17 protein-coding genes and 2 pseudogenes are annotated in these 20,828 nt (G+C 41.3%); 9 read left to right on the forward strand and 10 right to left on the reverse strand.

Annotated elements, in window-relative coordinates; all coding sequences use genetic code 11:
• Window positions 1–31 precede the first annotated feature (31 nt).
• Window positions 32–1,246 carry an aromatic amino acid transporter gene (locus J5X96_RS04735; protein ID WP_209364608.1) on the forward strand — a complete coding sequence of 405 codons (1,215 nt, stop codon included), beginning with the start codon at window positions 32–34 and terminating at the stop codon, window positions 1,244–1,246.
• Window positions 1,247–1,365: 119 nt separating this feature from the next.
• Window positions 1,366–3,249, forward strand: a complete 1,884-nt coding sequence (locus tag J5X96_RS04740; protein WP_245193484.1) for a YadA family autotransporter adhesin — start codon at window positions 1,366–1,368, stop codon at window positions 3,247–3,249.
• A gap of 81 nt (window positions 3,250–3,330) precedes the next feature.
• Here J5X96_RS04740 and adk read toward each other — a convergent pair whose 3' ends face one another.
• The 4 genes from adk to galE form a co-directional block, all read right to left on the reverse strand.
• Window positions 3,331–3,975, reverse strand: coding sequence for an adenylate kinase (adk, locus tag J5X96_RS04745; RefSeq protein ID WP_209364612.1), 645 nt, complete (start codon window positions 3,973–3,975; stop codon window positions 3,331–3,333).
• Between the two features lie 131 nt (window positions 3,976–4,106).
• Entirely contained in the window at window positions 4,107–5,402 is a 1,296-nt protein-coding gene (locus J5X96_RS04750) for an AmpG family muropeptide MFS transporter (protein ID WP_209364769.1), read from the reverse strand.
• An 18-nt stretch (window positions 5,403–5,420) separates the two neighbouring features.
• Window positions 5,421–5,762 carry a hydrogenase maturation nickel metallochaperone HypA gene (gene hypA, locus J5X96_RS04755; RefSeq protein ID WP_209364618.1) on the reverse strand — a complete coding sequence of 114 codons (342 nt, stop codon included), beginning with the start codon at window positions 5,760–5,762 and terminating at the stop codon, window positions 5,421–5,423.
• Window positions 5,763–5,767: 5 nt separating this feature from the next.
• The gene (gene galE / locus J5X96_RS04760; protein WP_209364620.1) at window positions 5,768–6,784 is read right to left on the reverse strand and encodes a UDP-glucose 4-epimerase GalE; all 1,017 of its coding nucleotides are present in this window, start codon (window positions 6,782–6,784) and stop codon (window positions 5,768–5,770) included.
• A gap of 114 nt (window positions 6,785–6,898) precedes the next feature.
• Between galE and J5X96_RS04765 the strand changes: the two genes are divergently transcribed.
• Together J5X96_RS04765 and J5X96_RS04770 are read left to right on the forward strand one after the other, a co-directional pair.
• Window positions 6,899–7,309: a DUF805 domain-containing protein gene (locus J5X96_RS04765; RefSeq protein WP_209364621.1), complete on the forward strand. Its 411-nt coding sequence runs from the start codon at window positions 6,899–6,901 to the stop codon at window positions 7,307–7,309.
• Between the two features lie 502 nt (window positions 7,310–7,811).
• Window positions 7,812–9,143: an NCS2 family permease gene (locus J5X96_RS04770; protein ID WP_209364622.1), complete on the forward strand. Its 1,332-nt coding sequence runs from the start codon at window positions 7,812–7,814 to the stop codon at window positions 9,141–9,143.
• A 51-nt stretch (window positions 9,144–9,194) separates the two neighbouring features.
• On the opposite strand, the gene tilS is transcribed toward J5X96_RS04770, so the two are convergent.
• Entirely contained in the window at window positions 9,195–10,505 is a 1,311-nt protein-coding gene (tilS, locus tag J5X96_RS04775; protein ID WP_209364623.1) for a tRNA lysidine(34) synthetase TilS, read from the reverse strand.
• Between the two features lie 64 nt (window positions 10,506–10,569).
• Window positions 10,570–11,523, reverse strand: a complete 954-nt coding sequence (accA, locus tag J5X96_RS04780) for an acetyl-CoA carboxylase carboxyl transferase subunit alpha (protein ID WP_021615598.1) — start codon at window positions 11,521–11,523, stop codon at window positions 10,570–10,572.
• A gap of 633 nt (window positions 11,524–12,156) precedes the next feature.
• Between accA and selD the strand changes: the two genes are divergently transcribed.
• Window positions 12,157–13,197, forward strand: coding sequence for a selenide, water dikinase SelD (gene selD / locus J5X96_RS04785; RefSeq protein WP_209364770.1), 1,041 nt, complete (start codon window positions 12,157–12,159; stop codon window positions 13,195–13,197).
• Window positions 13,198–13,525: 328 nt separating this feature from the next.
• On the opposite strand, the gene J5X96_RS04790 is transcribed toward selD, so the two are convergent.
• Together J5X96_RS04790 and J5X96_RS09835 are read right to left on the reverse strand one after the other, a co-directional pair.
• A complete protein-coding gene (locus tag J5X96_RS04790) occupies window positions 13,526–15,370 on the reverse strand; it encodes a reverse transcriptase domain-containing protein (protein WP_209364624.1) in 1,845 nt (614 codons plus the stop codon).
• A 194-nt stretch (window positions 15,371–15,564) separates the two neighbouring features.
• Window positions 15,565–15,769, reverse strand: a pseudogene (locus J5X96_RS09835) (vitamin B12 dependent-methionine synthase activation domain-containing protein); the annotation flags it as partial.
• A gap of 377 nt (window positions 15,770–16,146) precedes the next feature.
• Between J5X96_RS09835 and J5X96_RS04800 the strand changes: the two are divergent.
• Window positions 16,147–17,169: a ParA family protein gene (locus tag J5X96_RS04800; protein WP_209364625.1), complete on the forward strand. Its 1,023-nt coding sequence runs from the start codon at window positions 16,147–16,149 to the stop codon at window positions 17,167–17,169.
• 275 nt (window positions 17,170–17,444) lie between these two features.
• Here the strand turns inward: J5X96_RS04800 and J5X96_RS04805 are convergent.
• Window positions 17,445–17,570, reverse strand: a pseudogene (locus J5X96_RS04805) (meth protein); the annotation flags it as partial.
• A gap of 73 nt (window positions 17,571–17,643) precedes the next feature.
• On the opposite strand from J5X96_RS04805, the gene J5X96_RS04810 reads away from it, so the two are divergent.
• The gene (locus J5X96_RS04810) at window positions 17,644–18,027 is read left to right on the forward strand and encodes a hypothetical protein (protein ID WP_209364628.1); all 384 of its coding nucleotides are present in this window, start codon (window positions 17,644–17,646) and stop codon (window positions 18,025–18,027) included.
• A 301-nt stretch (window positions 18,028–18,328) separates the two neighbouring features.
• Here J5X96_RS04810 and ribA read toward each other — a convergent pair whose 3' ends face one another.
• Window positions 18,329–18,982, reverse strand: coding sequence for a GTP cyclohydrolase II (gene ribA, locus J5X96_RS04815; protein ID WP_021615603.1), 654 nt, complete (start codon window positions 18,980–18,982; stop codon window positions 18,329–18,331).
• A 73-nt stretch (window positions 18,983–19,055) separates the two neighbouring features.
• Here ribA and J5X96_RS04820 point away from each other — a divergent pair, with 73 nt between their 5' ends.
• Entirely contained in the window at window positions 19,056–19,799 is a 744-nt protein-coding gene (locus J5X96_RS04820) for a phosphatase PAP2 family protein (RefSeq protein WP_209364771.1), read from the forward strand.
• Window positions 19,800–19,852: 53 nt separating this feature from the next.
• The gene (gene nagK, locus J5X96_RS04825; RefSeq protein ID WP_209364630.1) at window positions 19,853–20,767 is read left to right on the forward strand and encodes an N-acetylglucosamine kinase; all 915 of its coding nucleotides are present in this window, start codon (window positions 19,853–19,855) and stop codon (window positions 20,765–20,767) included.
• Window positions 20,768–20,828: the final 61 nt, after the last annotated feature.

Genomic DNA, 20,828 nt, shown 5'->3' on the forward strand with positions numbered 1-20,828 from the left:
TCAATTGTAAAATACACAATAAGGAGCCTCTATGAATAAAACCGTGGGAAGTACACTGCTCGTAGCGGGTACGATGATTGGCGCAGGTATGTTGGCAATGCCGCTCACTTCTGCAGGTATTGGCTTTGGTGCCACGTTATTTCTTTTGCTCGGACTTTGGACGCTGTTAACCTTTAGTGCGTTGCTGTTCGTTGAGCTTTACCAAACCGCACCAAGTGATGCCGGCATCGGCACGCTAGCAGAGCAGTATTTCGGTCGTCTGGGACGAATTATTTCCACCGCCGTATTAATTGTCTTTTTGTATGCACTCATTGCGGCTTACATCAGTGGCGGCGGCTCTTTGTTGACTGATACGTTGCCAACCATCATTGATCGTGATACTACAAGCAAAGTCGCTGTATTGATTTTCACCCTTTTCTTTGGCGCTTTTATCATTATCGGTACACACAGCGTCGATAAAATGAACCGCGTGTTGTTCTTTGTGATGATTGCCACATTCGTGATGGTGTTAAGTTTGATGTTGCCGGAAATTAAACTCGATAACTTAATGGCAATGCCCATTGATAATGCGCTGATCATTTCCGCCAGCCCGGTATTTTTCACCGCATTTGGTTTTCACGGTTCTATTCCAAGCTTAAACAAATACCTCGGCGGCAATGTCAAATCCTTGCGCATTTCCATTTTAGTGGGTTCCGGTATCACCTTATTCGCCTACATTTTATGGCAACTTTCCACTCACGGCTTGCTTACACAAAACGAGTTTCTACAAATCTTGCAACAAGATGCCACATTGAATGGCTTAGTCACCGCCACCTTAACCATTACCCAAAGCAGTATGATGGCAAACGCCGTGAAAATCTTCTCCACGTTGGCGTTAATCACCTCCTTCTTGGGGGTAGGGCTCGGCTTGTTGGAATGTATTGAAGACTTGTTAAAACGTTCCTTTAACATTCATGCAGGACGTTTCTCTCTAGGGTTAATGACATTCATTCCGCCAATCGTCTTCGCCTTATTCTACCCACAAGGTTTTATTTTAGCGTTAGGCTACGCCGGTCAAATGTTTGCGTTTTATGCCGTGGTTCTTCCGGTTTCGCTGGTATGGAAAGCGCGCCGCATTCACCCGAATTTGCCGTATAAAGTCTGGGGCGGCAAAGTCACATTGATGCTCGTTTTGGTCCTTGGCGTCATCATTACTTCCATCCCATTCGCCATCCGCGCCGGCTATCTACCGTTTGTGGTGGGTTGAAAAGTATAAAAAATAACCGCACTTTGATTTTGTGTTAGAATTCTAGATAGAATACGCTATTGTATTCTATATCATCAATGATAGTAAATTACCTATTTTTTAACTTTAGGATGCTTATTATGAAAAAAGTAAATCATTTAAACAAAACAATCACGACGTTATCCACCACTGCTGTGGTGCTTCTTTCTACATTCGGTGTCGCTACACTTGCTAATGCGACAGATAACTTTATTAATGCTAGTGCCGGTGCTAAAGATGCGAAGGTGGGTATTGCCAATGATACCTCTATTGGTAGCGATGCTAAGGCTAATGATGGAAACACTAGCGTCAATACTGGCGGTGCGACAGCAGTTGGTGCTGATACTGAAGCTTCAGGTGCTGGTGCTACTGTACTGGGCCGTGGAGCAAAAGCAATAGGCTCTTATAATTCTGCACTAGGTAATATGGCTAGTGCAACAGGGTCAGCTACAACTGCAGTTGGGGTATCAGCCCAAGCGTCGGGAGCGCATTCTGTTGCCGTAGGTTCAAATGCTAAGGCTACAGGCTATTCGTCTGTAGGAATTGGTTTAGCCACGACGGCAGGCTCCGGTGCGACAGGCTCAAGTGCAGTTTCAATTGGTGATCAGGCTGGGGCAAGTATTCAAGATTCGGTAGCATTGGGATCTTATTCTAGAACAACAGTAAATAGCAATGTTCAAGGTTATGATCCATCAACAGGAAACAAAACCGATGCCACTTGGAAAGCAACGAAAGGCGCAGTTTCTGTTGGTGATGTTGACAACCAGATCACCCGTCAAATCACTAGCGTTGCCGCGGGTACAAACGATACTGATGCAGTGAACGTGGCTCAGTTAAAATCTTTAGACGGTAAAGTTGAGAAGAACAAAGCAGATATCGCAACCAACAAAGCGGATATCGCAACCAACAAAGCCGATATCGCAACCAACAAAGCGGATATCGCAACCAACAAAGCGGATATCGCAACTAACAAAGCGGATATCGCAACCAACAAAGCGGATATCGCAACTAACAAAGCGGATATCGCAACTAACAAAGCCGATATTGCAACTAACAAAGCCGATATTGCAACTAACAAAGCGGATATCGCAACTAACAAAGCGGATATCGCAACTAACAAAGCCGATATTGCAACTAACAAAGCAGATATCGCAACCAACAAAGCGGATATCGCAACCAACAAAGCCGATATTGCAACTAACAAAGCCGATATCGCAACTAACAAAGCGGATATTGCAACCAATAAAGCCGATATCGCAACTAACAAAGCTGATATTGCAACTAACAAAGCGGATATCGCAACTAACAAAGCGGATATCGCAACTAACAAAGCCGATATCGCAACTAACAAAGCCGATATTGCAACTAACAAAGCGGATATCGCAACTAACAAAGCGGATATCGCAACTAACAAAGCCGATATTGCAACTAACAAAGCCGATATCGCAACTAACAAAGCGGATATTGCAACCAATAAAGCCGATATCGCAACTAACAAAGCCGATATTGCAACTAACAAAGCGGATATCGCAACTAACAAAGCGGATATCGCAACTAACAAAGCGGATATCGCAACCAACAAAGCGGATATCACAACCAACAAAGCGGATATCACAACCAACAAAGCGGATATCACAACCAACAAAGCGGATATCGCAACCAACAAAGCAGATATTGCGACTATTAATAGTAAATTGTCTGCTAATAATAATTCCATTAATGAATTGCGTGGTAATGTAAATCTCTTAAATAAAGACTTGAGAGGTGGCGTTGCGAGTGCGATCGCGCATGCTTCTGTTCCTCAATCCACAAAAGCGGGTGCAGTTGGTGTGGGTGTTGGTGGTGGTTTTTATGGTGGTCAATCAGCTGTTTCTCTAGGTGTGTCCGGTGTAACCTCTAATGAAAAATGGGTGTTTAAGGCTAGCGTTTCTAGCAATAGCCGCGGTAACTATGGTGTAGGTGTAGGTGCACTTTACCAATGGTAATAAACCGTTAATCCCGAGTTAATCGGAACATAATAAAAAAGCCATTCTGAAATAGAATGGCTTTTTTGTTGTTATGGGGAATTACGCTAAGATTTTATCTAATGCTTTGCTGACATCTTCCACTTTTTGAGTGCCGTCTAAGCGGAAATATTGGGTGTTGCCGGCTTTGGCTTCTGCTTGGTAGTAATCCACTAATGGTTTGGTGGTGTTGTGGTAGACTTTCAAGCGGTCTAACACGGTTTCCGGTTTGTCATCGGCACGGATAATCAAATCTTCGCCGGTCACATCATCTTTGCCTTCCACTTTCGGTGGGTTGTAAACGATATGGTAAGAACGACCGGAAGGTTGGTGCACACGACGACCGCTCATGCGTTCTACGATCACTTCATCCGGCACATCAAATTCCAACACATAATCAATGGCGATGCCGGCAGATTTCAATGCGTCAGCTTGTGGAATCGTACGTGGGAAACCGTCAAGTAAGAAACCTTTGGCGCAGTCAGGTTGGGCTACGCGTTCTTTCACTAAGGAAATGATTAAATCATCCGGCACTAATTGACCGGCGTCCATTAAGGTTTTGGCTTGTTTGCCTAGTTCAGTGCCGGCTTTGATCGCAGAGCGTAACATGTCGCCCGTGGAAATTTGCGGGATGGCAAATTTATTCATGATGAATTGTGCTTGTGTCCCTTTTCCTGCGCCCGGTGCGCCTAATAGAATAATTTTCATGTTGTCCTCTTTTTTAAATGAAAAATAACTGAAAAAACCACCGCACTTTTCCTATTTTGGGAAGAAAGTGCGGTCGGTTTTGAAAATGTTTTATTAATCGTGGCGTATGGTTGCTTAATTCCCTAAAAATGTCAATTGCCAGCATTCGGCATGGTGACTTTTTCATTCCATGGGGCAACCCAGCATAAGCAGAGCATGCCCGGGATGGCTAAAAATAAGCAAATCCAGAAGAAATGATAGTAGCCCACTGCGGCAACGATTTCGCCTGAAAGCGCACCGAGCCCTTTGCTCGGTAAGGCGGCAAGGCTGGTAAACAACGCCAGTTGAGTGGCGGTGTAAAGCGGGTTGGTTTCCCGAGCCATAAAGGCAACAAACGCTGCGGTGCCAAGCCCCACGCCAATATATTCGCCACAAATCACAATGCCAAGTTTTAAGCGCGCAGCGTTATCGACAACGTGGAAATAATCAAATCCGGCAAGCCAAATAAACCCGCCGATAGTAATCAGTTGAATAAAACCAAAGACCCAAAGGGCGCGGTTAATGCCGAGGCGTAACATCACAATGCCGCCTGCCATGCCGGCAATAATGCTTGACCACAATGCGGTGCTTTTCACCACTAAGGCAATGTCGGTTTTGCTAAAGCCCATGTCCACGATGAATTTACTTTGTAACGTAGTGGCAAGGGCATCGCCGAATTTATACAGAAAGAGAAATGCAATAAAGCCGAGACCGGCATAAATCCCTTTACGCTGGAAAAATTCTTGTAGCGGAATGGTAAAAGCTTGATAGAACGGCTGCTTGTTTTGATGAATTTGAATTTGTGGTTCGCGGCTTAAAAAGAAGGTCATAAACAGCCCGCACAGCATGAAAAGTGCAGTCAATAAAAACACCGTTTTCCATGGCAGGAATGTGGCGAGATACAATGACAGTCCGCCCGGAATCAAACCGGCAATTCGGTAGGCATTAATGTGAATCGTGTTGCCTAAGCCCAATTCGTTATCGCGCAAAATTTCCCGTCGATAAGCATCTAAGACAATGTCTTGGGTGGCGGACATAAAGGCGATGAACGTGGCAAGAAAAATGACAATCTGCATTTGTTCTTTCGGATTGTATAAACCGATCAGGTAAAGACTTAGCAGAAGCAAGAGTTGGGATATGGCAAGCCAACTGCGACGACGACCGAGAAATCGGGGAAAATAACGATCCAGCAAGGGCGCCCACAAAAATTTGAGCGTGTAGGGCAGCGTGACTAAGGTAAAAGCCCCGATGGTTTGAACGCTAATGCCATTATCCGACAACCAAATTGGCAACATCTGCAACAGCACGAAAAGCGGCAAACCGGAGCTGAAGCCGGTAAAAACACAAATCAGCATATTGCGGCTGAAAATTTGGGTGGCGAGAGAGGGCTTAATCGGTTGTTCTGTCATCATGATTTCAGGGAAATTTTATTCGACGGCAATTTCTTTAATGCGGAGTTCATCGCCGCTTTGGCGTTGTAAATGCGCGCTGCCGCAATGGGGGCAAGTGCTGTTATTGGCTTGAATTTCGACCAGTTGTTTGCAATCCCAACACCAAGCTTTGGCGGGAATGGAAATTAAATGAAGCTTACAATTTTCCGCCGGTGTACCTTGTGCCGCCATTTCAAAGCCAAATTCCAACGCACTGGGTTCAATGCATGAAAGGGCACCGACCTCCAACCAGAGATCGGTGACTTTATTGACATTGTGTTGTTTGCATTGCTGCTCAACAATTTCAATGATGTTTTGACACAAAGAGAGTTCGTGCATGAGGCTTAATCCCGATAGCCTTTCGGATTATTTTTTTGCCAATTCCACGTGTCTTTCATCATTTGAGCTAAGCCACGTTCTGCTTTCCAGCCTAATTCTTTGGCGGCAAGGCTCGGGTCGGAATAACAGGTGGCGATGTCGCCCGGACGACGATCCACTAATTTATAAGGAATCTGAATGCCATTTGCTTGTTCAAACGCTTTCACCATGTCTAAGACGGAATAGCCTACGCCGGTGCCTAAATTATAAATGTGCAAACCGGCATCATCTTGATGGCGATCTAGCGCTTTTAAGTGACCAATCGCCAAATCCACCACATGAATATAATCGCGCACGCCGGTGCCGTCATGGGTGTTGTAATCGCTACCGAATACGGAAAGTTGTGGCAATTTGCCGATAGCTACTTGGCTGATGTAAGGCAATAAGTTGTTTGGAATGCCATTCGGATCTTCCCCGATCAAACCGCTCTCATGGGCACCGACCGGGTTGAAATAGCGCAAAATGGTCATGCTGAATTTCGGTTCGGCTTTGGCGATGTCGCGCAGGATTTGTTCCACCATAAATTTAGAGGTGCCGTACGGATTGGTGGTGCCGCCTACTTTGCAATTTTCGGTAATCGGAATGATTTCAGGATCACCGTAAACGGTGGCAGAAGAACTGAAGACGAAATTCCACACGCCGGCTTTTTTCATTTCTTGTAATAAGACCAATGAGCCGGTGACGTTGTTCATATAGTATTCAGCCGGTTTTTGCACGCTTTCGCCGACGGCTTTTAAACCGGCAAAATGAATGACGGAATGAATGCTGTTTTCAGCAAAGATTTTTTGTAACAAGTCGCGATCTAATACATCGCCTTCATAAAATTTTACGCTTTTGCCGGTGATTTGTTTCACGCGATCTAAGGATTTTGGTGAGGCGTTACAAAGATTGTCTAATACCACAACCTCTTTGCCGGCATTTAATAATTCGACGACAGTATGTGAACCGATATAACCGGCACCGCCGGTGACTAGAATGGACATTTTAATTTCCCCTTATTGCGAATATAACTCATAGAAATTGTGTGCTAGTATAACACTGTTTTTAAATCAAAACATGAGATGGATTAACCGCTTATTTATTCTTGGGAGGAAACTATGAATTGGTATTTGCATGTACTTAAAAACTACGCCACGTTTTCAGGACGAGCAAGACGAAAAGAGTATTGGATGTTCTTTTTAATCAGTGCACTAATCAGCATTGTATTGACGCTGTTGGATATCTTGCTAGGAACGTATAGCGTGGAATATGAAGCCGGGCTTTTTAGCGGGCTGTATTCATTGCTGATTCTGATCCCGAGTATCGCAGTTGTCGTTCGCCGTTTACATGATACGGATCGAAGCGGATGGTGGATTTTAATTTCATTAATTCCTCTTATCGGTGTTATTGTGTTGTTTGTGTTCATTTGTTTAGACAGCCAACCGGGAACAAACCGTTTTGGTGCAAATCCGAAAGAAGCCGCATCACAAACGATTCCTCCGGTCGAAACCGATCGTTTTATCAGCTAATTATCAGTACGTAGCGTGCAACTTGTTGCACGAATGATAAACCTCGATGTGTAATTCACGATTTCGTACGTAACGTGCATCTTGATGCACGACCAAGCCGCGCGCGGAATGTTATTGAACCCTTTCGGGTATTCGCGATTTCGCGTGTAGCGTGCAACTTGTTGCACGATTGATTAACCTCGATGCGTAATTCACGATTTCGCACGTAGCGTGCAACTTGTTGCACGAATGATTGACCTCGATGCGTAATTCACGATTTCGTGCGTAGCGTGCATCTTGATGCACGACCAAACCACGCACGGAACGTTATTTAACCTTTTCTGGCATTCATGATTTCGTGCAACAAGTTGCACGCTACGATTCTAATTTTTTATTCAAATAGAGAGAAGGCGAGAAGCATATTCGCTGTCTCTTTTTTATTTCTTGCGCAAACGTTTACTTCTTTTGGCGTTGCGGTAAAATACCGCCCTCTTTTTTCAACGACAAATTAAAAGGTAATTTCATGTCATCTTCTCAATCTTCCGCTTTAGAACAACGCTTTGAGTTGACTAAACGCGGTTCCACCGTACGCAAAGAAATTGTTGCCGGTTTAACCACTTTCCTTGCTATGGTGTATTCCGTTATCGTGGTGCCGAACATGTTAAGTGCGGCGGGTTTTCCTGCGGAATCGGTCTTTATTGCTACCTGTTTAGTGGCAGGTTTAGGCTCGATTTTAATTGGCTTTTGGGCGAATGCGCCAATGGCAATCGGTTGTGCTATTTCTTTAACGGCATTTACGGCATTTAGCTTGGTTATCGGACAAAAAGTGAGTATTCCGGTAGCCTTAGGTGCGGTCTTTTTAATGGGGATTTTCTTCACGCTCATTTCTGCCACAGGTATTCGCGCATGGATTTTGCGTAATTTACCGGTGGGTATCGCACACGGTGCGGGGATTGGTATCGGTTTATTCCTGCTTTTAATTGCCGCAAACGGAGTAGGTCTTGTGGTGAGTAACCAAGCCGGTTTGCCGGTAAAATTGGGCGAGTTCACTGCGTTTCCGGTGATGATGTCATTAATTGGTTTGGCGTTAATTATCGGCTTAGAAAAAATGCAAGTGAAAGGCGGCATTTTATGGGTGATTATCGCCATTACCGTGGTCGGCTTAATTTTCGATCCCAATGTGACCTTTAACGGTCAAGTCTTCAAAATGCCAAGTTTCGGTGAAGACTCTTTATTCTTGCAATTAGACATTATGGGCGCATTGCAACCGGCCATTTTACCGGTGGTATTTGCTTTAGTGATGACCGCAGTATTTGATGCCACAGGCACCATCCGTGCCGTGGCAGGGCAAGCGGATTTATTGGACAAAGACGGTCAAATCATTAACGGCGGCAAAGCCTTAACGTCCGACTCCGTAAGTAGCTTATTCTCCGGGATTTTCGGCACGGCACCGGCAGCCGTGTATATCGAATCCGCAGCAGGGACTGCCGCCGGCGGTAAAACCGGTATCACCGCGATCGTTGTTGGCGTATTGTTCCTGTTGATGTTGTTCTTCCAACCATTAGCGTTTTTGGTGCCAAACTATGCGACAGCACCGGCGTTAATGTACGTGGGATTATTGATGCTAAGCAACGTCAGCAAATTGGATTTTGATGATTTCGTTGGCGCTATGAGCGGCTTGATTTGTGCGGTGTTTATCGTGTTAACGGCGAATATCGTGACCGGCATCATGTTGGGCTTTGCCGCATTGGTGATTGGCCGTGTGGTGAGTGGCGACTTCAAACGCTTAAATATCGGCACCGTTGTGATTGCTGTTGTTTTAGTGGCTTTCTACGCTTGCGGTTGGGCGATTTAATTCAGCCAATAAAGACAACAAAGGCGCATTTTATGCGCCTTTTTGTTTGCCTTAATTTTGAAAAACAGTGAAAAAACCGACCGCACTTTGTAGCTTATCATCGTAGAAGATCAGCGGAATGCGCTGTCGTTGCCAAGGGGCGACATTCAACTGTTGCCACACTTTTTTAATGTCTTTATTCACGCCGTTTTGGGTTAATTTCACTTTGCCCGAATAACGAAATCGAATCCAAACTTTCGTTCCCTCTAAGGGTAAATTTAACGTTTCTTGATGTGTTTGCCCGTTTTCGTCTTGCCAAAGTGCGGTCATTTTTTCGCGTGTTTTTTTCAGTAACAAAGTGCCTAAATGATCCGGCAAGGAAATAGGGTGTTTAAATGTTGCCTTAATATATTCCTGTGAAATATCGTTAAATCTCGGCGTGAGAAATAAACGGTTTTGATAGCGGCGGACAATGTTATCGTCTAGGCGAAATTGCGGTTGCGCATCGACTTTCGCGAAAATAACATCCGATATGATTTGCTCTAATTGCACGAGAGAGGGCAGGGCAACGCCCCAATCTTGCAACCATAAGCGTAACAAGGCGCGTTGTTTCACAGAGGAATAGCTGGCGAAATGTTGTAGCTGAAAAGTGCGGTCATTTTTGACGATGTTTTTTTGATATTCTTCCGCTAACAGCTCATTAAGCAGTTGCTGTTGTTCATAACAATGTTGTGCTGAACGTTGCACTGCCGAATCAAAATGCGCCCAGCGTTGGCGCAATTCAGGCAACACGATGTTACGCAGGAAATTGCGATCGTATTGATTATCCTCATTACTTTCATCCTCAACCCAACTCAGCCTTTCCTGTTGTACAAACTCCTGTAATTGTTGGCGGCTAAAATTCAATAAGGGACGAAAAATAGGTACGCTGTAAACATTGCTTTTCGACGGCATAGCGCCTAAGCCTTGCACGCCACTGCCGCGTTTTAGGGCAAGGAAAAATGTTTCCGTTTGGTCTTGTTGATGATGTGCCGTGACGAGCCATTCGGTAGGTAAAATTTGCTGTGCAATGGCTTCATAACGGGCTTGGCGGGCACCTGCCTCAATGCCATTTTCTGTGCTGACGTTCACATGTTGAATTTGCAATGGAATATGGAATTGACGACACATTTGTTGACAATGGGCTGACCAAGCATCGGCATAGGGGCTTAATCCATGATGAATATGAATGGCGCGCAGCTGAAAGTGCGGTTGTTTTTCACGAAGTTTTGCAAATAAAGCGAGCAGCGCGGTGGAATCCAAACCACCGCTAAACCCGATAAGAAAGTGAGTTTGGTTTGGCGCAATTTGGCGGAGTTGCTGTGAAAAACAGTCGAGGAGCATAGGCGAATGGCACGGGTAGAGGACATTCCCTCCCGTTTTCGGGAGGGATTAAAATGAGACTTTTTTATACGTAGCCGTAACTCATTAAACGTTGATAACGACGTTCTAGCAGCTTTTCTGTGTCAAAGACGTCAAGGTCGTCTAAATCGGCGAGCAGGCGTTTTTTCAAGTTTTGCGCCATTTCATCGTAATTGCGGTGTGCACCGCCCAACGGTTCCGGCACGATATTATCAATTAAGCCGAGTTCTTTTAAACGGCTGGCAGTTAATCCCATGACTTCTGCCGCGGTGGAAGCTTTGTCAGCGCTTTTCCACAAAATGGAAGCGCAGCCTTCCGGCGAAATCACAGAGTAGGTGGAGTATTGCAACATGTTGACTTTATCGCCTACGCCGATCGCTAACGCACCGCCGGAACCGCCCTCACCGATAACAGTACAAATCACCGGCACTTTGAGGGTGGACATTTCGCGTAAATTGCGTGCGATAGCTTCTGATTGACCGCGTTCTTCCGCGCCTACGCCCGGATAAGCACCCGGAGTGTCAATGAAGGTGATGATAGGCAATTTGAAACGCTCTGCCATTTGCATGAGGCGTAAAGCTTTGCGGTAGCCTTCCGGTGCCGGCATACCAAAGTTGCGTTTTACTTTATCTTTCACGGTACGCCCTTTTTGATGGCCAATTACCATCACCGGTCTGCCGTCTAAACGTGCTAATCCGCCAACAATGGCCTTGTCATCGGCAAAAGCACGATCACCGGCAAGTTCTTCAAATTCGGTGAAAATATGTTCGATGTAGTCAAGAGTATAAGGACGATTCGGGTGACGAGACATTTTTGATACTTGCCACGCATCTAAATTTGCAAAGGTTTTTTCGGTTAATTCGATGCTTTTTTTCTGCAAACGGGCAATTTCATCATCAAGATTAATTTCATTATCCTGTGTTGTCATTGCACGCAAAGATTCGATTTTCGCTTCAAGTTCGGCAATGGGTAATTCAAAATCTAAGTATTCTTGACTCATGTGTGATTCCTAATTTTGTGAAAATTTTGCACCGCACTTTAACAAGATTTTGGTAGTGGTGCAATTGGACGCGCTATTCTATGCGTTTTTTTCATAAAAGTCATACCATTTCATCTGGTAACACCAGCTAAGGCTATGTAATGAAAGTGTTTATTGCCTTTACGCGGGAAACAAAAATGAAAAAAATGCGTGAAATATCAGGTTATGCGCTAATTGACAATCTGCTAAAACGATTTTATTATGTAACCACTTTCAAGATAAGATGTTTGAAAGTCAGGATTGGTCTCCTGAAATAAGCGGGCTGAAGGTATAGAACACTTTTAGTATCAGTATGTCGCAAACTACAAACCATCATCCATCAATGGTGGACTAGGTAGAAACCCGCAAGGACGCGACGCAGCGAACCGCTTGCTGTTAAGACCAATTCTGCTTAGTTCACCACCCTTTTTCTCTCATCTTCAACATTCATTTATACATCTTGACACTATCGATATCACCTGCTTTTTGTCTTGAAAAAGGCATTTCCATTAATGAATCCTAAACCCAATCACGCTATAATTACGCCATTCGTTTAACAAAAAGGAAGTAAGCATGACAGAGCAGGCTTTGCACGCGGAACAGAATGAATGTCTCATAACAAACGACATTCGGCTGACGCAATACAGCCACGGCGCCGGTTGAGGCTGCAAAATATCGCCTAAGGTTTTAGAGGAAATTTTGCATACCGAAATGGCACCGTTTATTGACCCGAATCTCCTTGTCGGCAATGACACCAAGGATGACGCGGCGGTGTATGATTTAGGCAATGGTACGTCGATTATCAGTACCACGGACTTTTTCATGCCGATTGTAGATGACCCTTTTGATTTTGGACGCATTGCGGCAACCAACGCCGTGAGCGACATTTTTGCCATGGGTGGCAAGCCGATTATGGCGATTGCGGTGTTTGGCTTCCCGATTAACAAGTTGCCTGCAAGCGTGGCACAGCGCATTATTGACGGCGGCCGTTTTGCTTGTCAGGAAGCGGGCATTGCCCTTGCCGGTGGACACTCCATTGACTCACCGGAACCGATTTTTGGCTTAGCCGTGACCGGCATTATCGACACCGAGAAAGTGAAACGAAATGCCACCGCACAAGCAGGCTGCCACTTATATTTAACCAAGCCACTGGGCATTGGTGTATTAACCACCGCGGAAAAGCAAGGCAAATTAAAATCCGAACATAAAGGCTTGGCGACCAAGTGGATGTGCCAAATGAATTTGCTGGGAAGTCAGCTTTCAAATATTGACGGCGTCACCGCCATGACGGATGTTACCGGTTTCGGTTTGTTAGGGCATTTAGCCGAAATCTGCGAAGGCTCTAACCTTAATGCCGAAGTGGATTTTGCCAATATCAAAACCTTAGACGGTGTATATGATTATATTGCGCAAGGTTGTATTCCGGGCGGTACAAACCGTAATTTCGACAGCTACGGACACAAAATCGCACCAATTACGGATTTACAAAAAGCCGTGCTATGCGACCCGCAAACTTCCGGTGGTTTGCTTATCGCCGTCAAACCGGATTCGGAAAAAGCGGTTTTTACTGTCGCCGAAAACGCCGGTGTTGAGCTATATCCTGTCGGTAAACTCATCGAACGACAAGCTACACCGGAATTTATTGTGGTTAAATAGCGTTGATTTTGGGATTAAAGTGCGGTCATTTTTCCAAGTGTTTTTTGAAATGAAAAACGTTTGAGGAAATGACCGCATTTTTTAGTAATGAACTTATACTGGCGCACGTTTCCTAACGCGTGCTAAAGAAAGTAAATAAAGTGCGGTGAGTTTTTGGAGTGTTTTTTTAGTGAAATTAGGCACACACTGGGAAGCGTGCACCATCGCGGAGGGAAATATTATAGTCAATCGATAATCTCTACTGTACAATTAGATTTATAATAATTAAATAAAGTTAAGCACAAGCCTTGAAGCTTGTGCCATAGAAGAAAGTCTATTTATTATATATTTAATATTCATGAATAATTTTTTTTATAGTATCAAATATAGTAGAGAAATTTAAAAATTGAAATAAATGTGTATTATTTTCTACAAGTTCAGAAAATTTTGATTTAGAAATTAGTTCATTATTAAAAGATACCTTATCGTGATTATCTTTGTCTACATTAATTCTCTGGGAATTGTGAGAAATTAAGTTTTCTATACAAACTTGATGATCTTTTATATTGAAATCCTTTTTCTTTTTATCTTCCAAAATCTTATATTTGTTTAGTAATATAACAAAAATATTTTCTTTTATTCTTGCGTAGTTACTTCCATCTTTAAAATATTTTAATATTTCATCACAAGATTTTAATCCCTCATCATAATCTAATATAAAAATTATTGGATGCTTGCTTTTGATTTTCAACTTATTGAATGATACAAAGTTATTATCGGAGTAACAGTTTTGTATAAAGCTGTTTATCTTTGCGGTACCTCCATTTAGCCCTAGTTTATCTAATGATGGATTTATATTGTAAAACTTCAAGTCAATATTTATGTTTAGCATTTTCATTGCTATTTTTAGATATTTTGAATCAGTATGACCTTCAGGGATTATGACTGGTGAGTTAATGTTAACAAAATATTTAAAAAATAATATATCTCTGAGGAGTTTTATCTGATTATCAGAGTCGATAGGCATATTTCGTTTGACTAGTGATTTCGAAAGTGACTCAATTAGTCCGTCTGTAAATGGAGGAGTTAATTTATTAAGAATATCATTAGCTGTATAATTAGGTTTGTAATCAGGAGCACAAACTTTATCATATCTTATAAGGTTAGATATTTTTTTATTTATTTCTTTGTTTATTATATTTATATCATTAGTGAGTAAATTTGGGTTTATTACAATTTCTCTATATTTAACTGATATTGAATGATATATTCTTCCAATTAGATAATCCTCATTGTATAGTCTGCCATCATTTTTTGAGTCAGGAGTAAACGTTCCAGTTTGGAAAAGTTTATGAACCATTGCTCTAGATTGTTTTCTATATCTTTGATCTGTGTTAGTAAATTTATTAACTATTAAACCTGTCACAATTTGTTTATTATTTATATTAGTATATCTTGTTTTTTCTTTGTTTATATGAAATCCAACTTTATTTATGTATTTTTCGAATTTTCCTTTTAGTTGCCAATTTCCATTCTGATCTTTTCTTAATAGGAATTTAGAAAAGTCTTTATTAGAAGAGAAAGTGATATCATCAGCATATCTTGTATATGACAGATTATATTTGTTTGCTATTTTCATCAAATTTGCATCTAATATGCTCCCTATTAATACCGATAATATAGGTGATAATGGAGATCCTTGAGGTAATGTTTTTCTTTCACCATATGTTGCTAGAGTTGCTATAATCTCAGCTGTTTTATTATGTAATAAAAAGTGTTGATCATTAGACAAGAATCCCTTTATACGACCAAAATGAATACTTTCAAAGAAGTCTTTTATATCGAGATTTAGTAGATATTTTTTCCCTTGATGAATTCTAGCATTTGATATTATTGATTTATGTTTTTCAAATCCATGATTAGTAACTAGAAAATTTTTATCCTTCTGTTGAATCTCTAATACACAGTTTAGAATTATATCTGCAAATAATTTCTGTAAATATTTTAAGGTTGAGTTGGGGGCGGCTATTTTTCTTAATGAACCATTAGCTTTTTTTATTTCAAATTCAATATATTTTTGGTTGTCAGGAATTTTATAGACAACGTAAGCAAATTTTCTGGGTGTTGTTTTTATCGAGAATGAAGATATTAGATCTTCTATGGATTGGCAGTTTCTTAGTTTTTGTAGATTCATACAATATTGGAATATAAGAGTGGGTGTGAAAACTCATTAGTGACTTATATATTAAGCTACTAATATCATGATAATTATGCAGTTAAATATACAAAATCCACCGGACTTTGTTAATAGTTACTTCGAAACAAAGCAAAAATTCTATTCACACCCACGAGGTTAATGTTATCAGGTTTTATTTTCATTATCTAGTTTTACTTCATCGCCACACCCAACCATTTCATCATCTCTCTCTCATCCCAACCTTTACGTTTGGCGTAATCTTGAGCTTGGTCTTCATCAATGCGACCTAAAGTGAAATAGTTGCTTGCCGGGTGGGTGAAGTAGCAACCGCAGACGGAAGCGGCCGGTACATGGTGTAGTTTCGGTGAGCTTCATGCCGATGAGTTGTTCTAGTTTATGCTGGCGCGCGTTTCCTAATGCGTGCCGTAGAAAGTAAATAAAGAGCGGTGAGTTTTTGAAGTGTTTTGGTTGGAATTAGGCACACGCTAGGAAGCGTGCACCAACAGATTATGCTAATAAAGAAAGATAGCGCCAGCGTCCACGCTGGTGCTGTTTAATAAAACATTGTGAATTTTACTCATAACCGTCGGTAGAACCTATATTCAAAATCCGTTGGATTTTGTGACCGCACTTTCAGTTGATTGGCACAAGCGAGGATACTTGTCCTATTTTATGGTGTAATAAAAAAACAATTAAATGTCAAAAAAAAACTTTACAATGTATATTTTTTACTTTATAGTGTGGTTAATTTAAATTAATCATAGGAGTAAAGAATGAAAAAATTCTCTTTTTGGAATAACAAAGGTGGTACAGGAAAGACAAGTTTAGCCTTTCAAACAATTTGTTCTTTTGCAAACACTCATCAAGATAAGAAAATATTAGTAGTAGATTTATGTCCGCAAGCTAATTTATCAGAGTTATTACTTGGTGGGCAGGAAAATCAGGGAAATAAGAACTTATTAGCAGCCCATGGATTAATCCCTAGAAAAAGTATAGGTGGGTATTTTGATTTGAGAATGTCATCTCCATATAACGTGCTTGCTTTTAATGCTCAACACTATATTCTTCATCCTTATCAACATAATGGAAATATTCCGGAAAATATAAGTTTAATTCCAGGAGATCCGTTAATTGAATTGCAAGCTATTGCTATGAATACTCTAGCTAATGTTCAATTACCAGGAGTTAACTCCTGGTTAGCTGTAATAGATTGGTTAAATGATCTTCTGGCATTGGTTGAAGACCAGTTCGATTATGTATTTATTGATACAAATCCTAGTTTTGCAATGCATACTCAAATTGCTTTAGCTTCTTCTGATGAGGTAATAGTTCCTTTGATGGCTGATGACTCTTCTAGAAGAGCCTTGCAAAACGCTTTATCCTTAATTTATGGTATTAGACTTCCGTCACCAATATACAAAAAATATACATTTTCTAGTCAAATGATTGCTGCTAAGAGAATGTTACCAAAAATTGGATTAGTGATAAGAAATAGAATTACCCAATACATGGGAGATGCTTCTGCATACCAAGCAGTTTTAAATGGAATTGAATCAGACTTACAAAATGCTATTGCTCAATACCTTAATAACTTCACATTTACTAACATAAATGATGGAATCATTAGTGTTAGAGATTTTCAAACAGCTGGAGTTGTTGCTTTCGCTAGAGGCTGTCCATTTTTTATGATGAAACCAGGCTCTCTCTCACTAAATGGTAAGCGTGTTCAGGTTAAAGAAGAACAGCTAATTAAGGTATCAGATGCTATAAATGCTTTAGTAAAAAAAATTAAGTAATTTTGCCTTAATGCATACATTTTAAATATCTAGAATCAATAGAAAATGGCAGGTGTATACTGCCATTTTTATTACCTTGTTTAATTGATATATTTTATCATTATGTCCTGAACCGTCTTCTATAGCTGTGGATTCTATGTGGTCAGCCTGAAAATATGGCTGTTTTAATATTTGAAACTTGCTCTTTATCTTTTAGGCAAATAGCAATACTACGTGAATGACTTTGATATCTGAGTATTTATTCAATATTATGATTTTATTTCTGCTAGTTAGTATCACTTCATCGCCACCCCCAACCACTTCATCATCTCTCTCTCATCCCAACCTTTACGTTTGGCATAATCTTGAGCTTGGTCTTCATCAATGCGATCAAGTGTGAAATAGTTGCTTACCGGATAGGAGACGCGCGCCATCGTGGGGTAGCATTTAACGACGGGGCATATGGGGGAGATTATATCCAAAAAGGAAAATAATATGTGGAAAATATATAAAGATAATGATCAAGATCTTAGTTTCGTATTAGGTTGTATTTATTGTCAAGCCATAGATTTAAAAGAGTTTAAATTATGGCTTTTGAGGGTAATTGAAACCTCTAATACAGATGACATACCTATGTATATTTATGATATTGCTGATTTTGATGGCCCCTTATTTAAGATATCAGAAGTGATAGGTTTTTCATTGAGGAATTATTTTTCTCTTGAAGAGGAATACTCTATTTATGGTATTGCGTATATTAGAAATAGAAATATTTTAGATGCGCCAGTTGAAATGGATAAAGCCATTCATTACCTTAAATTCAATAATTATTTATTGAAGAAATTTAAATATTTTTTTCCTTTTATAGATGAGGTTTAAATTCTTTTGATGCTCAGTCTCAGATAGCGCGAGTCTCCTGACGCGTGCTTTTAACCCAAAATAAATAACCTAAATTCATTAATGAAAATAGTGAAAATCTGAATCAAATGAAATTGATGTTCTGGGCTCGCGTTAGGAAACGTGAGTCATTGTGGGAATACAAAGATTTTTCATAGATTTTTTAGAACGAAGTTAATCAATGCATAAAATAAACGCGCATTGTCTTATGTCAAAAAAATAGCTCGGGAGAAACGAGCTATTTTTTATCTGATCTATCAGAGAAGTGCGGTCATTTTTTCTGTTATTTTTGTGGAACTTCTTCTTGGCAATAGGGGCATTCCATTAAATGTTGTTCGCCATTATGCACAATAAAATGCCCCATTTTTTTGGCTTTGGTGTCCAGATATGCCGTGTTGTAGCGATTTTCACCTACGTTTAGCGGTACGCGTTCCACGACATTAATACCGGCTTGTTTCATGGTGTCGATTTTTTCCGGATTATTGGTCAGCAAGCGAATTTTTTTCACCCCAAGCAAATCAAAAATATCGGCACACACACTGAAATTTCGTTCATCGGCGGCAAACCCCAAAGCAAGATTGGCTTCGATTGTGTCCATGCCTTGATCTTGCAGGGAATACGCGCGGATTTTATTAATTAACCCAATGCCACGTCCTTCTTCACGATGATAAATTAGTACGCCGCGTCCTTCTTGATTAATTTGGCGCAATGCGGCAGCTAATTGGAAACCGCAATCACATTTTAAACTGTGCAAGGCATCGCCGGTTAAACATTCAGAATGGATACGCGCCAATACAGGCTCGTCAGTGTTGCGAATATCGCCTAAAACGAGGGCAACGTGTTCTTTTTTGGTGTCCGGAAATTCAAAGCCCACGATTTTAAATAAACCGAATTCTGTGGGTAAATTGGCTTGGGCGACCAGTTCAATTTTTGCCATAACTTGTCCTTTTGTCCTGATTCTTTTTCTTTTAGTGAGTTCTGATGATAAAATGGCAGTCCGATTATCACTTATGGTTATAAATATGTTAAAAAGATTGTCATTATATACATTATTGCTTTGCCTTGTCCCTCTTTTTGTCTGGCTGTTCGCTTGGCAGTGGAATGGCAATATCGTCTTCGAGAGCTACGAACATCCTTTGTATTGGTTAACGGAAAGCGGCAGTGTGCCTTACGCCATCATTACTTGCGGCGTTTTTGCGTTGCTATTTTTACCATTATTTTCCAATCGTAAACAATGGATTTTAGCTGTTGCTGTTATGGCTTTTTCCATGGTCATCACCCAAGGTGTGAAATCCGGCTTAAAAAATGCCTTTTCCGAACCGCGTCCTTTTGTGACGTATGTTACCGAACAAACCGGTAGCAGCGCCGACGCTTTTTATGCACAAGATCGTCAAGCACGAGCGCAAATTGTTGACCAATTCTATCAAACACAACGCAATGTGCCGGAATGGATCAAGGGGCATTATGCCGCGGAAGTCGGGTATTCTTTTCCTTCCGGGCATACCATTTTTGCCGCCAGTTGGCTCATGTTGACGGTGGGGTTCATGCAATTAATGGGTAACAGAAGCGGTCGCGCAAAATTATTGGTCGGCTTTATGAGCCTTTGGGCAATTTTAATGCTGGTGAGCCGCTTACGTTTTGGTATGCATTACCCGATTGATTTGTTGATTTCTATTATGATTGCTTGGCTCATTCATTTAGGGATTTTTCAATTTTTGGCCAAGAAAAATTACTTTAAGCCAACGGGGCGCTAATTTTTTAGCAAAAAGTGCGGTTGTTTTTTTAGGTATTTTTAAAGGAGCATCAAATGCTGTACGGATTAGATATCGGCGGAACCAAAATTGAATTGGCAGTGTTCAATTCTCAGTTGGAAAAACAATATTCCGAACGTGTGGAAACACCGAAAAGCAGTTATGAAGATTGGTTAAATACCATTGTTTATTTAGTGAAAAAAGCCGATGAAAAATTTGGCTGTAAAGGGTCGGTGGGATTAGGCATTCCGGGGTTTGTCAATCAATCCACCGGTATTGCGGAAATTACCAATATTCGCGTGGCGGACAATAAACCAATTTTGCGTGATTTATCGGCGTTGTTGGATCGTGAAGTGCGTGCTGAAAATGACGCCAACTGCTTTGCTTTATCAGAGGCTTGGGATGCTGAAAATGCGCAATATCCTTCCGTGTTAGGGTTAATCTTGGGAACCGGATTTGGCGGCGGGTTTGTGATTAACGGAAAAATTTACTCGGGTCAAACCGGCATGGCAGGGGAATTAGGGCATTTGCAACTGAACTATCACGCACTAAAACTGTTGGGTTGGGATAACGCCCCGATTTATGATTGCGGTTGCGGTAACAAAGCTTGTTTGGATACCTATTTATCTGGCCGAGGTTTTGAAATGCTTTACCGTGATTTAAAAGGTGAAGCGTTACCGGCAAAAGACATCATTCAACGTTTCTATGCCGGTGATAAAAGTGCGGTGGATTTTGTTAGTGTTTTTGTTGAGCTTGCGGCAATTTCGATCGGCAATATTATTACGGCTTTCGATCCACATCTTGTTGTGCTCGGCGGGGGATTATCCAATTTCGATTACTTATACGATGCCTTGCCAAAAGCTTTGCCGGCACATTTAATGCGTAGTGCCAAAGTGCCTGTGATTAAAAAAGCCAAATACGGCGATTCCGGCGGTGTGCGTGGCGCGGCAGCGTTATTTTTATCTCGTTAATATTCTCGTTAAACAAAAAATAGCACCTAAAATGGTGCTATTTTTTTATCGATTATTTGGT

The organism is Aggregatibacter sp. 2125159857 (assembly GCF_017798005.1).
Lineage (GTDB): Bacteria > Pseudomonadota > Gammaproteobacteria > Enterobacterales > Pasteurellaceae > Aggregatibacter.

Bases quoted from the DNA above. Each gene is read 5' to 3' on its own strand.
- J5X96_RS04735 (WP_209364608.1), top strand. From the start codon at position 32: ATGAATAAAACCGTGGGAAGTACACTGCTCGTAGCGGGTACGATGATT.
- J5X96_RS04740 (WP_245193484.1), top strand. From the start codon at position 1,366: ATGAAAAAAGTAAATCATTTAAACAAAACAATCACGACGTTATCCACC.
- adk (WP_209364612.1), bottom strand. From the start codon at position 3,975: ATGAAAATTATTCTATTAGGCGCACCGGGCGCAGGAAAAGGGACACAA.
- J5X96_RS04750 (WP_209364769.1), bottom strand. From the start codon at position 5,402: ATGACAGAACAACCGATTAAGCCCTCTCTCGCCACCCAAATTTTCAGC.
- hypA (WP_209364618.1), bottom strand. From the start codon at position 5,762: ATGCACGAACTCTCTTTGTGTCAAAACATCATTGAAATTGTTGAGCAG.
- galE (WP_209364620.1), bottom strand. From the start codon at position 6,784: ATGTCCATTCTAGTCACCGGCGGTGCCGGTTATATCGGTTCACATACT.
- J5X96_RS04765 (WP_209364621.1), top strand. From the start codon at position 6,899: ATGAATTGGTATTTGCATGTACTTAAAAACTACGCCACGTTTTCAGGA.
- J5X96_RS04770 (WP_209364622.1), top strand. From the start codon at position 7,812: ATGTCATCTTCTCAATCTTCCGCTTTAGAACAACGCTTTGAGTTGACT.
- tilS (WP_209364623.1), bottom strand. From the start codon at position 10,505: ATGCTCCTCGACTGTTTTTCACAGCAACTCCGCCAAATTGCGCCAAAC.
- accA (WP_021615598.1), bottom strand. From the start codon at position 11,523: ATGAGTCAAGAATACTTAGATTTTGAATTACCCATTGCCGAACTTGAA.
- J5X96_RS04790 (WP_209364624.1), bottom strand. From the start codon at position 15,370: ATGAATCTACAAAAACTAAGAAACTGCCAATCCATAGAAGATCTAATA.
- J5X96_RS04800 (WP_209364625.1), top strand. From the start codon at position 16,147: ATGAAAAAATTCTCTTTTTGGAATAACAAAGGTGGTACAGGAAAGACA.
- J5X96_RS04810 (WP_209364628.1), top strand. From the start codon at position 17,644: ATGTGGAAAATATATAAAGATAATGATCAAGATCTTAGTTTCGTATTA.
- ribA (WP_021615603.1), bottom strand. From the start codon at position 18,982: ATGGCAAAAATTGAACTGGTCGCCCAAGCCAATTTACCCACAGAATTC.
- J5X96_RS04820 (WP_209364771.1), top strand. From the start codon at position 19,056: ATGGTTATAAATATGTTAAAAAGATTGTCATTATATACATTATTGCTT.
- nagK (WP_209364630.1), top strand. From the start codon at position 19,853: ATGCTGTACGGATTAGATATCGGCGGAACCAAAATTGAATTGGCAGTG.